Source organism: Polaromonas sp. P1_F6 (assembly GCF_056405695.1).
In genome coordinates this window covers 801,055-817,502 of sequence record NZ_JBFUBQ010000003.1, presented here as the reverse complement: position 1 = coordinate 817,502, position 16,448 = coordinate 801,055, and the positions used below count along the sequence as shown (strand labels likewise).

Below are 16,448 nucleotides of genomic sequence, written 5' to 3'. Positions count from 1 at the left end.
GAGCGCATCGTCGGAGTCACGCCTGACTCCAAGGATCTGGACCCTCGACAGTTTCCGGATGGCCTGGAGCTGTACCCGCGGGAATGGGAGTGCATCGCCTGGCTTCGCGCCAACCGGCCATACAGCCAGCATTGGCTTGCCCTGGATGACAAGGCGTTTCTGTTTCGTCCTTTCAACAAAAACCTGATGGTCATCAATGCAGCAACTGGATTTGTCGCCGCGGATGAAGGCCGGTTGCGCCAGTTGCTGCGCGAGCGAAAGGATATGTCATGACTGCGCCAGCTGGCGAACCTCCCCGACCAACCGTCGGCAGCCAGAACCCTGGGCCCTTTGCGCATCTATACGGGGTGCTGACGGCCCAGGAGATGGCAGATCATCTGAAGTGTTCGCCGGAGGCGGTTTATGAACGCGCGGTAGCCGGTGAGTTTATTTTCCTTTCGTCGCCAAACCGAGTCGGTGACCGGCGTTACCCTGCGTTTCAGCTCAACGAGCGCCTGGACAAGTCACTGCTGACGCAAACCATCCAGAAATACCTGGAAGCCGATGTCAACTCGACCCTGCTCTGGAGTTTCCTGCGGAGCCCGCAGAAGATATATGCCGGTCTGACTCCGATCGAAATGCTGTTAGGCGGTATGCCACCTGAATATGAAACGCTGACGCCCGAGGAGAGGTCGGACATATTCCTTGACGTAGTGGATGAAGAGATTTCTCGCGTGCGATGGTAGAGAATACCAACGGTAACGCTTACTGTGGACAAAGCCATCAGGGCAGTGCCTACATATTTGGGCGCTCCACTCAGGTCCTGCATGCAATGCCATAATGCGAGCAGGTCTGCCACTCGTCCTAGCTATTGACTAGCTGTGTACAGAGGACAGTAATCTGTATTTTTTCGACGAGTGGCGGCAGAGCAAGACTCGGAATTCAAGCAGTTTTTCTGTCGCCAGCCGCTTCGAGACTTGTGCGCACGCAACAAAGTAATGCTGGCTATTACCCATGATGATAGATACTTCGATGCGGTCAATAGGATAATGGTCATTCGCAAAGGGCAGCTAACCAGCTCTGTAGAAGGCGCCAAGACCAGTCAAACAGACGCTAGTGCGTCCAGATTGACTATTTGATCCATGGCCATGAACTCAACTGGCCACAAGATGGGCCTTATTCGGCCAGGATTAGTCCCGCTTGAGGCGCACGAACTTCACCTCTGGCTTGCGCAGGTACCGGATCGGCCAGATGACGCGTTGGTTGCTGCCCAGCGGGCATTGTTGAATACTGATGAGCGAACGCGGATGCATCGCTTCCATACAGAAGCACTCCAGCGCCGCTACCTTACCACGCGGGCCATGGTGCGGACGGTGCTGTCGTCCTACGCCTCCGTTCTTCCGGCGCATTGGGAATTCGCAGTGTCGAGCCATGGGCGTCCGCACATTGCGCACCCCGCGAAGGCGGCGCCATCGCTGCGATTTAACATCTCGCATACTGAGCGCCTTGTGGCGATGCTCGTTGGCTCCGATCGCGAGCTTGGTGTCGACGTCGAAAGTGCAGGTGGCAATGCTCCGCTGATTGTTGCTGAAAAGTACTTCGCCCCCGCTGAAAGCCTAGATATGGCGCGTCTTCCTGCCGCGCTACGGCATTCCCGGTTCTGGGACTATTGGACTCTAAAGGAGAGCTACGTCAAGGCTCGCGGGCTGGGACTTTCGATGCCCCTTGATGCATTCTGGTTCTCTTTCGACAGTGACGACCGAATACAGATGACGATCGGTCCCGATCTAGATGACCGCTCGGAGCGTTGGCAGTTTTGGCAATTTGTGTTTGCCGATCAGCTACTTGCAGTTTGCGCCGAATTGGTACCGACCGCTACCACGACGCTGAGCTTTTGGTCGATCGTGCCTACCCGTACAACTCACCAGATCAAGCTGCCGCACCTGCGGCGATCACTGTTAACGAAGAGCAGGAGCGATTTATCGTGAAAGCGCATGAGCGATCGCAGCCGCGCACTGTCGCGTGATCTCAAGTGAGCTGCGGCGAGACATCACAGCAGCGTGATTAGCGGCCGTTTCATCGAGCTCGCCTAACATATAGCGTGCGGCCTTGTCGAAGCGACGCAGAGCTGAATCTTGCCTGTAGCGACTTACAGCCCCCGTCAGAGCCAGATCGCCGCACTCTGCGGCGTTGAGCGCCTGGATGACTATATCCAGATGAAGGTCGGCAAAGTTGCCACTGGCTAGGTAACCACGAACAACCTGTTCGCGCTGGAAACGCGTAGGATTTTTCCGATTTTTCGTCAAGGTCGCTCCATAGACCTCGTCGAGGTAAGGGTGCTGAACTTGACGAGTTTCCACCCAGCGAAGCTCGTCAAGAAATTCGACCAAGACTTGGCGTGGTTCGTGTGGCCGGCGTGGACCAATCGGTCGAGACAGGCGAAGGAGGCAAGCGCGCCCGCTTGGGGAAATCATCCACGAGCCGGGAGTCGACGGATAAGTTTCTGCCAGTACGTCGATATCTTGTGCGCCAATCCTAGTGATCCCATACGCAGTGCCTGCCTCGCTCAGGTGCAGATTGTCATTGATAAGAAAGAATTCTGCGCAATCACTCCCCGCGACATTGAGGTAGTGTGCGAGATCCCTTTCTTTATAGGCGCTTGAATAAGGAGATGCTCGTAGGTTAACCGGCAAAACAATCTCGCTGCCCGCTTCCAAGGCCGCCGAGATCTGAGTAGAAGGCGTCTGCGATTCTGCCAAGTGCAGCACGTCGAATTTGATACCAAGAACGGGTGCTAGGTGGTTGCCACAAAGCGCGATGAAAGCGTCTAATGGTGAAGCCGTCGCATCAGCTAACCACATTTGATGGATCGAGCTCAGAAAGAGATACCGCAAGGCACCTGCCGGCGCGAATCTGTCACATACGTAGGCAATGGGCCTCTGAAAACAATCAACTTCGGCCCAAGAGAATTTCTCGAGGTTTCGCACAACGCCGAGAGTTTTTCCTTCGTCATTTACTGGTGCACGCATACGCACTCCGCTAAGTGACCGCACAATGATCCACGAGCCGTCGCCTGCACTGGTTTCAGGCAGTGAATCCGACGCGATGCCGGGTTGCTCTGGAGAAGTCGTCAGTAACCATTTAGGGCTCCTCCATTCACCCTTTGATCACATTACCCAATTGACATGATAGAGAACAGATTTCAATCTTCACGAGCGCCCGGATTACTTCATAAAGGTCGGAGTTCACCGCGGGTCGGCGACAAGAACATCGTCGCTCGGCGTTGACAGTTGTTCGGCCACGAAACGCGCGAGCGCATCCAGACGGGGATGCGCGTACAGGTCCCGGACTGACAGGCGGCAGTCCAGCGTTTCCCTGACCCGGTCGGCTAACATAACCGCGCTCAGCGAATCCCCGCCGAGCGCAAAGAAATCGTCATTCGAACCCACGCTTTGGACATGCAGAACTTCATACCAGAGGTCAGCGAGTTGCCGAAAGATGCGCGCCTGCGGCGGTGCAGCCTCAGCAACGGTGTCCGCTGCCTCCGGCACTGACGACGTGCGCCGAATCACAAGGATTCGCGGGCCCTGTACTCGTTCTAAGGCTTCGATGAACAAGGCAGCGCCTTCATCTGCGGGAATACCGGACGCCGCCGGTGGCAGGTGTCGTGCGGGTGGGACCTCCGCATTGGTACCGGGCCAATCTTGGCTATCGTGGACGCGGCCACGGACAAACAGCGTCCCATCGTCGCGATCCATGATCGCGAAATGCGCAGCAGCGCAATCCGCCATCGCACGGCTCGGTTCGCTCAGTTCAAAGACCACACGCAGATGGCGTGACGCGCGTTCGGCCACTGTGCAGGGCGCAATCAATTGGATTTCGCTGGTCCCGACTCTTGTAACGGGCCGCCCGTCGAGCGCACATTCGCGTTCGAATGCATGAGCTGCGAAACTCACCAGCGCCGACGCGCGAATAACGCCTTTGTCCTGCTCCGCCACGCGGTCGACGACTGGATCCTGACCGCCAATCTGAAACGCATGGACGCGCCGTTCCTGCCTCGCCATTCCTGTTTCGGACCAGACGTCCCATTCGAGGGCCAAAATTTCGGTACCATTCCCGTCCACGCCCCGGCGGGCTGTAGCCCCGAGGAATGCATTCGCTGCCATGTAGGCCGCCTGTCCTTCTCCGCCGGTCCAAGCAACCAGCGAACCACAAAGGGCCACGAATGTCAGTTCGTGCGAGCGCAGGGCATCAAGCAGATGGCGGGTACCGGCGACTTTCGGTGTGAATAGCGCCTTCGCATGCTCCGGAGATGTATGTGGAAAAGCATCGTGGCCAGAAAGGCCAGCTGCGTGGATCGCACCGTCGATTCGGCCAAAGACGGCGACGACGCGGGCAACGGCATCTCGAACCTGCTGCGCATCGCCGAGGTCCGCCTGCACCACGAGCGGTGTCACGCCCGCTGCCAACAGACGTTCCCGCAACCGTGCACGACGCACTTGGAAGTGATCGTCAGGCAGGCCGGTCAGTTTCTCCGGCTTCGGAGGTGTCCCGCGTGACAATAGTGCGATACGGGCACCGTACCGTTCGGCGAGTGCAATGGCGAAGATCAGGCCGAGTTCGCCCTGCCCACCGGTGATCAAGTACGTGCCGCCGCGGCGCAGACGAGGCGACAGGCCGGAGGGGCGATTGCGGGAGCGACAGAAGTCGCGCACCCATCGGTCGCCGCCGCGCAAAAGGACAAGCGATCTGCCGCGCTCACGTGCGATCTCGGCGGCGAGGGCGTGACTTTCGGGAGCGCTAACGACGTCCACGCAACGGATGTGCACTCGCGGCAACGCCTCACGCAGGCCCTCCATGGCACCTAGCACCAGCGACATCTCCGGCGCGATTTTTCCCTCGCCGGCGATCGAAGCTAGTCCTCTAGTAATGACGATGATCTCGCGCGTCGTGGGCGGTGAAGCCGCCAATGCCCGCGCCAGCGGCTCGAACACATGATAACAAGCGGTCTCACTGTCGTCGCCAGGCATAAGTTGAGCGGGCCATAGCACGATGATTCGAGATGCGCCGGAGACGATCGGGCGTCCCAAGGCTTGTACGTCGCCGGTCTCACAGCGATACGTCGGGTCGGGTGCGTCTGGTCCGGCAAGCACGGTCCACGTACCTAGCGACTCGGCGCCGGTCGCGATCGCGCGCGCAATCGCATCGTCGCGGCCAAGAAGTAGCCAGTGTCCGCTAGCGCCTGATGTATCCGGGGGATCTTCGCAGGGCACCCACGCGACTCGCAGAAATCGGCTGTTGTTTGGCGACATCGTAGGTGCATCTGCCGCCGGTGCGGGTGCGAGCGGCGCACTGCGGATGAATTCGCCGAGGCTGTCGCCAATCCAGAACGACTCCCGCTCTGCATGGCTTGGCGGGAGGGATGTGCGGCGTGCTCGCGGCCTCGCGCAGGCGAGGGCAAGATCAATCCGAGCCCCCGCGCACCAAGCTGCACCGAGCGCACCCAGCAGACCCTCAACTATGCGATCGGGATCGTCGAATGGTCCGACGGCGCCCAACTTGCGCAATGGCCCATCGTCCCCTAAATCGATGGCGAACCCCACGTCAGACGGCAGCCCGTCCGGTAATACGGGCCTTACCGGTTGACCCAGCATTTGGTCTAAACCGACTTCACCGTCCGTGTCCAGCGATAGAAGCCCCACCCGCGCGGCAGTGAATACCGGCGGTTCACCGGCGGCCGCGCGCAATGCTGCGTCACGGGACAGCGCACCCGAGAGATATGCCGCCGCGATGGCACCCGCACGGTTGTAGGCGAGCAGGTCGGGTGACACTCCGTAGCGCCGAAGTAGATCACCAGTCGCCATCAAGAAGACGGTCCCTGCGAGATCGCCGGCCAGCAGGTCGACGTCGCCGAGCTGATCGCAGGCAAATTGCGCGTCCCAGCGGGCGAGTGCCTCGGCGATTCGCATCTGTTCGCGCAACGGGCCTCGGCATAGCATTGCTAGGCGTGTAGTGATGGCGTGGCCGTTGCTGCCCGCCGTCACGGGCGACAGGCCACGCAACGCCAGCAACGCGTCAGCGCGGTCGGCGACGACCAGTGCCGCTCGAACTCCTGCCTGCGCACGGGAGGTCGCCAAAGTCAGCGCAACGTCTTCCAGGCGCAGTGTCGGGCGTGCTTCAATCGCGGCCGCGAGTGCTTGCGCGGTCGCGCGAAGACCGTCTGTGGTACGTGCCGACAGGCACAGCAGGAAGGGGCCAGCCAGCGATGGCCGTTCCGGAATGGGAGGGGGCTCCTCAAGCAGCGCATGCACGTTCGTGCCGCCAATACCGAAGGAGCTGATACCCGCGCGACGCGGTGCTCCCTGTGTTTTCCACGGGCGTGGAGTGGATAACAGTACGAACGGGCTGTCCTCCAGATGCAGGTCCGGGTGTGGCGGATCTGAATGCGGTGACGGCGGAAGCGTTCGACGTTCGAACGCACCTATCAACTTTGCGATTCCGGCGACGCCGCTGGCCGTGTCGAGATGGCCAATGTTCGATTTGACTGAGCCGAGCGCACAGTACCCGCGCTGGTCACTATCGGCGCCGAATACGCGTCGCAGGGCGCTGAGCTCGACCCTATCGCCAAGCGGAGTGGCGGTGCCATGAGCTTCCATGTAGCCGATGGTGTTAGCGGCCACACCCGCCAGCGCAAGTGCCTCGGAAATCACCCGCGCCTGACCCTCCGGTGACGGTGCGGTGAAGCCGGATCGGCGCCGCCCATCATTTGACATTGCAGTGGCCAGCAATATCGCCCGGATGGGGTCGGCGTCCGCGATTGCGTGCGATAGGCGCTTCAGTACGACCGCTCCCGCCCCGCTCCCGTTGACGACGCCTGCGGCGGCCGCAGTAAATGGTCGGCAGCGGCCATCGGCGGCCTGGATGTTCCCGCTGCGGAAAGGCATACCCGCGCGCTGTGGAATGCGAATGCAGATGCCGCCCGCCAGCGCTATGTCACACTGTCCGGAAAGGATGGCCTCAACTCCCATGTGCACCGCAGCGAGGGAGGTCGAACAGGCGCTCTGCACGGTGAGTACCGGACCACGCAGGTCTAGTCGGTGAGCCACCCGGGTAGCAAGGTAGTCGCGGTCATTACCCATCACTGCGCGCATGTCCGACTGTAGTTCCAGCGCTTGCTCAGACGGTAGTAGAACGTTGAGCAGATAGGTGTTAATACCGCAACCGGCAAACAGCCCCACGGGAGATGGAATCGCACCGGGGATGTAACCGGCGTCCTCAATCGCCTCATAACAAACTTCAAGGAAGATGCGGTGCTGGGGGTCCATCAATTCCGCCTCGCGCGGCGGAATTCCTAAGCGTTCGGCGTCAAACATGTCGATGTGATCGATGACGCCAGCACGGTGGATCCAACTCTCGTGCCGTTCCCTGTGCGTCGTCGTGACACCTGCGGCGAGCACGTCGACGCTGGTCAGGTCTGTGAGCCCCTCGCGGCCGGCAAAGATTAGATCGTGCAGGGCCGCCACCGACGGTGCGCCCGGAAACCGCCCCGCGATTCCGATGATGGCGACAGCCTCTCGTTCAGTTGCGCTCACGGCTCTTCATCCGTTTCTGGCGGAAGGTTCGGACGGTGTGTACGTCGGTTGCGATATGCCCGACGCGCACTAACCCGAGTCTCCGCGTCGGCTTCGCTCAGCGGTTTTGAAGTCAGCGCCGCAGAAAGGCGGCGCACGGTGTGATGCTCGAATAGCGCTTCGAGCGGAAGCTCGACACCAATGTCTTCTATCAGCCGACGATGCATGCGTACCAACAGCAGCGAATCACCCCCGAGATCAAAGAAACTGTCGTCAAGGCCGACTCGCTCGACGCTAAGCACCAGCCGCCAGATTTCGGCGATTCGGCGCTCCATCTCTGACAGTCCCGCATCCGGGTAGGTAGCTTTGGCCATATGAAGTTCCTCGTCAGCTTCCGCAATCGCGGACAAAGCAGCTCGGTCAACCTTGCCATTAGGGGTCACAGGCATGAAACCGATGGTTTCGATTTGCAGCTGTGCCAGCTGCGCTGGGAGGCACTCGCGCAGCCAATCCCGCAGTTCATCTGCACTTGGTCCCAGCCTCTGCCTCCGCGATTTCGTGGCTTCGGTGTCCCAAACCTCATCCCCGTCAGGAAGGCCCATAGCAATGGTATGTAGGACGATGTCGCTCGTTTCCATCCCGCAGTGGACCTTCACTAAGTCTTGGTTAACACTACCAATCGCGCAAGTTCCCAGGCCCTCGGCTACGGCGCTATCGGCAAGCAGCTGTCCCATGTACCCAGCTTCGAGCATCGAAAATGCTGCCGAGTTCTCTTCGTAGATCGGAACGGTCGCTTGGGCGTTCATGATCAAAAACAGTGTACAAGCCGCATTCTCAACAAAGCGCAGATTCGATGAGTCATGCGCGCGCGCGGGTACAGGTATGGCACCGACCTTAACTAGGTGGTGAGCCCGTCGTTCGTAATACCAGACGCCACCGTCAAGGCCGCCAATGCCGCCCGGTGGCACAGACAAATAAACCTGAACAGGGTAGAGCGTTCCAGCTGATGGATAGCGATATTTCGGCAGTGACATGCCCGGCACATCGTGCGCACGCATTGACGCCAGCCATGCTGACAGGCGCGACAGTGCCACTGGTATCCGTAGGAAGCGGCGCCGGCTGCGACGCAGTGGAGCATGGTCGTTCGCAGATGGCAATGGAACTATGATATGGGTGGAGCCTGTTCGTCGTCGACCTCGGTCTTCGAGCAAGAAGCGCAACCGCGCCACTGCATCTTGTCCGTTGTCCGGTGTATCCACAACTACGAACGCGGCGAGCCTGACCCGACCTTCCCGGTGGACCGGCACCACCGCCGCAGCGGACACCTGCGGATGTCGCGTTAATGCCCACTCGATCTCGCGCGGATCTACGCGGATACCCCGGACTTTAATTTGGTCATCGACCCGACCAATTAGCTCTAGTTGACCGTCCCCGCACCGTCGCGCAAGGTCACCCGTACGATACAACCGCAGGTTGTCGCCGTTCCGAGTGACAAACCGCTCAGCAGTTAGAAGTTTGTCGTCGGCATAGCCACGGGCGACGCCAGCACCACCTATATACAATTCTCCCGTCACCCAATCAGCGAGTTCGTGCAGTTCCTCGTCCAGCACGTGAACTGACTGCCCGGTCAGCGCTGCACCATATGGTATACGGCGCCAACCAGGATCGATCTCACCGACCTCGTAGAATACAGACCAGATAGACACCTCAGTGGCGCCACCGAGACTGACAATCTTGGCGGCAGGGAATAACGCGCGAATGCGGGGAACTAGGTCGATCGGAATCCAGTCGCCACTTAGCATTATTAGGCGCAATGTCGTACTCGGTCCTGCGCCTATTGACTCACGCGCTTCGATCAACAGCTGCATCAAAGCGGGTGCCGAGTTCCATACCGTCACGCCGTAGGAATCCAGGCAGCGCGACCATGCTACGGGATCAGGTAAGGAATTTGGTGGCGGGTAGACAACCGTGGCACCGGCCGCTAAGGTTCCGAATAGGTCGTAAACTGACAAATCGAAAGTCAGCGCGGACAAGGCGAGAACTTTGTCGCCGGGGCTTACTCCGAATCGACGATTGACATCCAGCAATGTGTTCATAGCCGCGCGATGGACAATTTGTACGCCCTTCGGGTCACCCGTCGTTCCGGACGTAAAGATCGTGTACGCGAGGGCGTGCGGGGCCGGGGGCGGACAATCGGGCTCGTCCTCAGGGCACTCCAGACGTGCGGGATCAATCACGCGAATCCCCTCTAGCCTCGCAACTCCAGGATCGTCACTCAATAGCCAAACGGCGCCCCCAACCTGTAATGTTGAGCGCAGCCGACTTGTCGGCCAAGCCGTGTCAAGAGCGACATATGAGCAACCCAGGCGGATTACCGCGAGCAGAGCTATCGCCTGGACGTTTCCCTTTTTCAGGCTCACGGCAATCGGTTCGCCGGGTTGGATGCCACAGCGTTGGAGCGCAGTGGCCATCGCCATGACGGCGGCCACAAGCGCTCGGCCGGTCAGGGCGCCCGAGGCATCTACACAGGCAATTGCTTCGGGATCATTGTCTACTGTCCGCAGAAAGGCTGACAACAGTGTTTCATCGATGGATGACGCGACAGCGGGCAGCCCGGCGATGGCGGCGCGACGGCCTACCGGCGCGCTCCATGCAGACGTCTCATCAACTAGGCGACGGATGCGCTCCACGTAACGCGCGAACAGCCCGTCTACCAGACCAGGCGGGAACAACGCATCGACAGAGTCCCAGCGTACTTCGAGCGATCCGCCGTAGTCATTGATCTGGTGATCGATCCAAACCTGAGGGGTACCTGATGCACCAAACACGCCGTCCCCTAACCATTCGCGTGCATCTTGGTCGGCTCGGCTCTCGCCCTGACCGAGCATGCTGGTGAATACAACTGGCATGGCCGCCTGGGTCGACAGACCATCCCTGCGCCTCAGTTCGCGAATGACATCAACTCCGGAATACAGTCCATGGTCCATGTCCTCCCAGAGGCGGCGTTGGATCGCGCCAGCAAATATTTCAAACGAATCCACCCTCGCATTAACCTCCAGCAACGAAACAGAGGTGAAATCGCCGACGATGGACTCGACGTCGCGATGCATCGGCAAACGCTGATAGGTAGTGACATTGAGGGTGAAGCGAGGTGCCCGCACGTACAGCGCGAGCGCTTCCGCATATGCGGCACCGATCACTGCGGTGGGCGTCAGTCCGCGCTCCGCTGACGCGTTCTTCAATCTACTCCACTCTGCAGCGTCAAGGCGGAACACGCGACGATGAAATTCGGGACGTCCCATGTCGGCAGGATCGCCGGCTAAGGGAAGTTCTGGCGGGGGCGGCAGATCCGGCAAGCGCCGTAACCAATAGCGGCGGTCTCGATCGAATACGGGGGATGCACGCAAGATGGACAGCGTCCGCACATAACGGGCGAAATCGAATTCGAGCGGCCGGAGCACGATGTCGGGTTCACGGTAGAACGCCACCAACTCACGAAGCAGTATTCGAATACTCGCCGCGTCGCAGATCAGCAACTCGATTAGCATGTGGATGCGCGACAGTCGGCCCCAGCGCGTTACTCGCAACCGGAACAGCGGCCAGATTCCAGGATCGAGGTCCTGCTGAGACATTGACGCACGCGTCCGCGCAAAGCAACGCTGGACCTCGTCTTCAGATGCATCGCCGAGATCATCTAACTCCAATGGGAAGGCCGGCACGTCGTCCCGACACCTCTGGCTGCCGTCGTCGAGAAATACTACCCGCAGCATTCCATGGCGCGCGATGAGCGCATCGACCGCACTGCGTAGGCGCCCCAAATCCAGCTCAGGTACGTCGACCTCGACATAAGAAGCCGTGCCACGCGCACCTAACTCGAACACCGAACGCCGACCAAGCCAGTACGCCTCCTGCACAGGCGTCAAAGGAAATGGTGTGTTCGAATCAGCAGGGACACCCGCACATACATCTGCGGGTGACGGGACCGCAGGCATCGCAGTGTTTAACATCATTGCAAGCCCGCTGGGCGTGCGTGCAGTGAGGATCGTCTGCAAGCCAATAGAGACCCCGAGTTCGTCATTCAGCCTCGCCGCCACCCGCAGTGCAGAGAGCGAATCGCCACCTCGCAAAAAGAAATCATCGTTCGCCCCCAAGTCGGGAACGCCTAGAATCTCGCCCCAGATTCGGCAGATGCTTTCCGTACGCTCGTTACGTGTGACGTCGGTCATCGGGCACCAACATGCAGAATTGAAATTCTGGTCATCAGTCCGGGCCTCACATTGAAATTCGCATTGAATAGACAATAAGCTGCGATCTTAGGCGAATTTGATCTTGTGACAACCACTCATCTTCAAAAAGTTTGACTACCCCCTTTAGGGCAATGGCGCGCGAACAAATAGGCGCAATGTGGCCGCCGAAGCTCTTCGCAGCGAGTCATGGCCGTCTCGGTGCCGACACTAATGCGAGCCACGCCGTGTTGATGCGCCTGAGCATGTGCTCAGGCACAGCATGGCATGGCAGGGGATGAAGCGGGCGTGGGAACCGATGCCCGCTCTGTGACTCGGTCATAGCCACCGATGCCTGTGACATTAAAAACCCGCGCCGCAAAAGATTGGCATTGGTACGGTTGGCCACGACCTCCATCGTCACGCCTGATGCTGACTCGCTTCGACGACTCGGACCTTAAATTCTTCGCCGTGGATTGGCCGTCGGATTCCGCTCGTCGCTTACTCCACGGTACGCGCGCGCTAAGCTCCTCGTGGACACGGGCATCCTAGACTACGCTTAGCGGCTCAGCATGACTTCGCTGAGCGCTTACCCCATAGAGTCGACGAGGCCGGAAAGGCGCGCCTGATCCTGCTGACTTGAAATGACGCGACAGCGATCGCACCACCGGTTTTCCAACACCATGGCAAGCAAACAGAGACTCAGGACTGCAACACACTCTGATGATTAGAACAAGCCTTCGTACATCGCGTCCAGCGACCAAGGCTGCGAACCCATCAAAAAAAAGCATTCGATGCACACGTGAGCCACGCACCTTCCAGAGTCGCGCAGCGAATTGATCATGGCATTCAATGGCAGTCGCCATTTCCTATCCAAGCTTTTCTGACCAGCAAGAGCAACTCATCCGTGGTCCTTACCCTACCCATCGTAAATTCGAGTTCGACCGCGTCCTTGCGAACGAGTCCTGACTCAACTAACTCAACGTAGATTGACAGCAGCGAGAACGAATCTAGATACGGCGAGGGAATCGATGCTAACTCCCTAGCCTCATCACCAAGGACCACATTAAGGATCCTGCTCACGAGGACATCCGGCGTCGTCACCGTCCGCCCCTTGTCGCTCTGACGATGCGTGTGTACACGGCCCAAACCTCTTTTGCCAAAACGTACGCCATGCGGTCGACTTCTTTCACCTGCGTCGACTCGCGCCCTACCTGGACTCGCCAGCCTGGATAGGTTTTTAGTTGAATGGTCTGCACCCTGCAGGAATCGAGCGTCTTCTGACTCGACTCGCGTCTTGTACTGACAGAAAACGATTCAGCTCGCATAGCCATTGATTCGCCACTCATCCGCGATGACGGAACACCGTGGTGCAGTTCACTTTGAGCCCTGGATGGCGATTTACGTGATCCAGCTCCCGCAACAAATGCGTCATGCATTGGTCAAGCCATTCACTTGTACCCATAGTCCCACACGAGATGAATTGAGAGAAAAACATGATGCCATACTTCGTGAATTAAGCTGGAGAACACATGGTAGAGCATCTTTCGGTTCATACCCTTGTAGAAGGTGTCGTCATCCTTCCACCAAAGAGTTGCGAAGACTCCTGGGGCGGAATCTAGGAATTGCTCTAACGACATTTTTTCAGCATTTGCTTCTTGATTGCTCACACCTTGCTTTATTGGCCACAACCGGCCTTCTAGATGAAGCCCGGGGGGACAGGCCAGCACGCGATTAGTTTTTACCATCTGCTAGAGTTGTACGGCATTGGCAATGGAGGCAGCGTCGTCCATAAAAGTGATTGTTGACGGTCTACCCAATGTACCCAGGGGCAAGCCATGAGTGAAGACCCGAAATACCGAATACCTTACTACTACACCAGCGAGGGGCGTCCAGACCCTCTCGCTTCCGAGCTCCGCTGTATGGACGCGATGTGCTTGTTCAGCTGGCGCCAATCCGGCATGGTCCCATCGGCGGAGACTTGGCTCTTTTTGAAGAACTTTACACTTACCCTGAAGCACGACAAGGTTGGACAAGTGTGTCACTTGGGAGCGCTATCAAGTGCATCACGGATTACAGGGGATCCTTGGCCGCATACGGGGGAAACACCGGAATGTCGTGAGGTATTGACGCCGTTCCCAGCACCATCGAGCCCTGAAGCTGCACTGCACCATATTACGCAGGTTATCTCCGAGCGAGGAATGGCTCTGATAGCTTGCGCCGACGAGAAAATCGGGATATTCATCTCTTCGCTACGTTCAGGTGTACGGGATCGCGGGAGCCAGTTTGGTCATGTTTTCGCCGTCCTTGCAGTTGAAGCAGGAGAAGTCCATTATGTGGACACTCCGATATACATTATTAAGAACCGTTATGTTCCACACGCCAGACATCGCGGCATCGGCGTGATGAGAGTCGAAGATTTTTTGCGCTCATTGGTAAATGGCTACCAACTTCTGGCGGTTGGCGATGTGCCATTCGAAGGGCTGCTTGCTGACCATCCCGTAACGCAGCTCCAGACGATGGCGAAAAATCACAAGGGGGCGTCGCGGGTTCCCGACGGGTGCCACGTGGGCGACCAGGCTTATGCCAAACTTATCGAGTCACTCGAGGATGGAAGCACGGATCTCCTTGCACCCTTGCCCAGCAACTATTTAGATGCCGCCCGCCAAGTAGACTATCTCGACTGGAAGTGCTTTGAAATATTAAACATGCGTCGCACCTGGTTTCGCGCTAGCCGCGCACGAGCTTCGCAAGTGGGCGATGGCATTGGTAGACTGACTGTTATATTGGCCGAGAGCGTGCGGCTTTGGCAATTGCTCAGCAATGCGGTGTGTGTATCGCCGAACCCCGCCCCAGATCGCGAGCACCTCACAGCGACCGTCCGGAATTTGTTTGCAGAAGCGAAAAACCTAGATCGCGAACTGTTTGATCAAATATTATTGAATTCCACTGAAGTCTGACCCGAGGGGGATGCGGACAATTACTTGGACTGGTTTATGCCGTAAGTCCAAGACTCTCTCGGTATTCGATGGGGCTGAGAGAGCCAAGAGATATCTTGATCCGCTTCTCGTTGTACCAGCGGATGTATGAGTCTAGTACCTGAATGAACTGCTCAATGGTTGTGGCCTTCCAGTCCCCAGGGTAGAACAGTTCCGTTTTCAGCCGTCCGAAGAAACCTTCGCATGCAGCGTTGTCAGGCGAACACCCTTTGCGCGACATTGATCGAATCAACTTCGCGTCAACAATCCTCGATAGCCAACCGGGCCAGCGATAGTGTGCTCCACGATCAGAGTGGACGACGGGCCGGTCATTGCCGCAGGCCACCGTCCCGATGGCTGCATCGAGCATCGTGTTGACGAGCTCAGCGTCGAGATGCGTCCCAGGGGTCCAGCTGACGACCAGGCCATCGAAACAGTCAATGATGGGCGATAGGTACACCTTGCTGGCCTGGATCTGGAACTCTATGATGTCGGTGAGCCACTTCTGTGTTCGGGGCCGCTGCGTGGAAGTCGCGATTGATGAGGTTCTCGGGCGCTGGGCTGATCTCGCCCAGGTAGGAGCCGTACCGACGCCGCTTGGGCCTGGCAACGACCAGGCTCTCTTGTTTCATCAACCGCTGCACGACCTTCTCAGAGAGGGTGACGCACTGCCTGGTCAACGGAGCCTGCAGCCTGCGGTAGCCGTAACAGCGGTGGTTCAGCTCGAAGATGTCGGTGAGGGTTTGCCGCACGGCAAGGTACTTGTCTGCCACCTTTACACGGGCTCGATGGTAGAAGTACGAGCTGCGCGCCAGATCCAACCGGGCAAGGAGCTCTGGCAGGGCATAGAGCTCTTTGAGGGCGTCAACCAGCAATGTCTTCTCCCGGTTGGTCAGGAGTTGCAGGTCGACGCCCAGGCCTTTTTTTAGTATTTCATTGGCCTTCTTCAAGAGATCGCGTTCGAGCTGCAGTTGCCGGATGTCGCGTTGCAGTGATTCGAGCTGGCGCTCCAGCTCCGCCCGTTCCGGCACTGGCGGTGAGTTGTTGCTGTGTTTCATCGATGCGGGAGCCTCACGGCCCAGTAGCTGGTTCTTCCAGTTGTACAACGTCGGCCTGCATACGCCTAATTTTTCAGCCACAGCCTGCGCAGTTTCCCGTCGGGTGCAAAGCTCGATGGCCCCGGCCTGCTTCATCGATTCGGGATACCTTGGGCGCCTAACGCTGCCAACGACGGCTTTCCCGCTCTGAGGACGCGCCTCGCGAACCCAGGCGGTCAATGTCCCACGACCAGGGAGCCCAGCGCCCTCATGGTCGCGGCAATGCATCGCTCATGAGTGAGGTAGTGCTGAACAGCTGCCGGCTTCTGCGCCTGCGAGTACTTGGGTTCCCGGCCCGCATAGCCCACCGGCAAATCGAGCCGTTGCTCATATTCCCGGTACCAGCCCTTCAAGGCATTCTTGCTTGGATACCCCAGCTGACGGATGGTTGGCCTCACGCGTTTGCCGAGCTTGATGTAGACCTCGACCGCTCGAATCCTGTCTTCGTATGAATACATGAACTACCTCCTGGTAGTCCAAGTAATTGTCCGCACCCCCATTTCTACGGAACTCAACACGCTGCACCCTGCATCCCTCTGCACGACTCCCCACGAGAGAGGCAATCTAATTGGAATGCAATTTGATTGTTGAAATCTGCTC

At 58.5% G+C, this 16,448-nt stretch carries 7 protein-coding genes and 1 pseudogene; 4 read left to right on the top strand and 4 right to left on the bottom strand.

The window, feature by feature from the left end; genetic code table 11:
- The 3 genes from AC1DY9_RS13315 to AC1DY9_RS13305 all read left to right on the top strand — a co-directional run.
- Positions 1–273, top strand: a 273-nt coding sequence (locus AC1DY9_RS13315) for an HAD domain-containing protein (RefSeq protein WP_477666755.1), incomplete at its 5' end; no start/stop codon positions are given.
- Positions 270–725 carry a hypothetical protein gene (locus AC1DY9_RS13310; RefSeq protein WP_477666754.1) on the top strand — a complete coding sequence of 152 codons (456 nt, stop codon included), beginning with the start codon at positions 270–272 and terminating at the stop codon, positions 723–725. The genes AC1DY9_RS13315 and AC1DY9_RS13310, both read left to right, overlap by 4 nt.
- Before the next feature lie 396 nt (positions 726–1,121).
- Entirely contained in the window at positions 1,122–1,967 is an 846-nt protein-coding gene (locus AC1DY9_RS13305; RefSeq protein WP_477666753.1) for a 4'-phosphopantetheinyl transferase family protein, read from the top strand.
- On the opposite strand, the gene AC1DY9_RS13300 is transcribed toward AC1DY9_RS13305, so the two are convergent.
- The 3 genes from AC1DY9_RS13300 to AC1DY9_RS13290 form a co-directional block, all read right to left on the bottom strand.
- Positions 1,959–3,008: a hypothetical protein gene (locus AC1DY9_RS13300; protein WP_477666752.1), complete on the bottom strand. Its 1,050-nt coding sequence runs from the start codon at positions 3,006–3,008 to the stop codon at positions 1,959–1,961. The genes AC1DY9_RS13305 and AC1DY9_RS13300 overlap by 9 nt on opposite strands.
- Positions 3,009–3,224: 216 nt before the next feature.
- On the bottom strand, positions 3,225–7,571 hold the full coding sequence (locus AC1DY9_RS13295; protein ID WP_477666751.1) for an SDR family oxidoreductase: 4,347 nt from the start codon (positions 7,569–7,571) through the stop codon (positions 3,225–3,227).
- Positions 7,568–11,776: an amino acid adenylation domain-containing protein gene (locus AC1DY9_RS13290; RefSeq protein ID WP_477666750.1), complete on the bottom strand. Its 4,209-nt coding sequence runs from the start codon at positions 11,774–11,776 to the stop codon at positions 7,568–7,570. Before AC1DY9_RS13290 ends, AC1DY9_RS13295 begins: the two co-directional genes overlap by 4 nt.
- Positions 11,777–13,611: 1,835 nt before the next feature.
- Here AC1DY9_RS13290 and AC1DY9_RS13285 point away from each other — a divergent pair.
- Positions 13,612–14,733: a hypothetical protein gene (locus AC1DY9_RS13285; protein ID WP_477666749.1), complete on the top strand. Its 1,122-nt coding sequence runs from the start codon at positions 13,612–13,614 to the stop codon at positions 14,731–14,733.
- A 34-nt stretch (positions 14,734–14,767) separates the two neighbouring features.
- Here the strand turns inward: AC1DY9_RS13285 and AC1DY9_RS13280 are convergent.
- Positions 14,768–16,306, bottom strand: a pseudogene (locus AC1DY9_RS13280) (IS3 family transposase).
- Positions 16,307–16,448 lie beyond the last annotated feature (142 nt).

Coding starts and splice junctions, on each gene's coding strand:
- AC1DY9_RS13290 (WP_477666750.1), bottom strand. CDS start 11,776: ATGACCGACGTCACACGTAACGAGCGTACGGAAAGCATCTGCCGAATC.
- AC1DY9_RS13285 (WP_477666749.1), top strand. CDS start 13,612: ATGAGTGAAGACCCGAAATACCGAATACCTTACTACTACACCAGCGAG.
- AC1DY9_RS13310 (WP_477666754.1), top strand. CDS start 270: ATGACTGCGCCAGCTGGCGAACCTCCCCGACCAACCGTCGGCAGCCAG.
- AC1DY9_RS13305 (WP_477666753.1), top strand. CDS start 1,122: ATGGCCATGAACTCAACTGGCCACAAGATGGGCCTTATTCGGCCAGGA.
- AC1DY9_RS13300 (WP_477666752.1), bottom strand. CDS start 3,008: ATGCGTGCACCAGTAAATGACGAAGGAAAAACTCTCGGCGTTGTGCGA.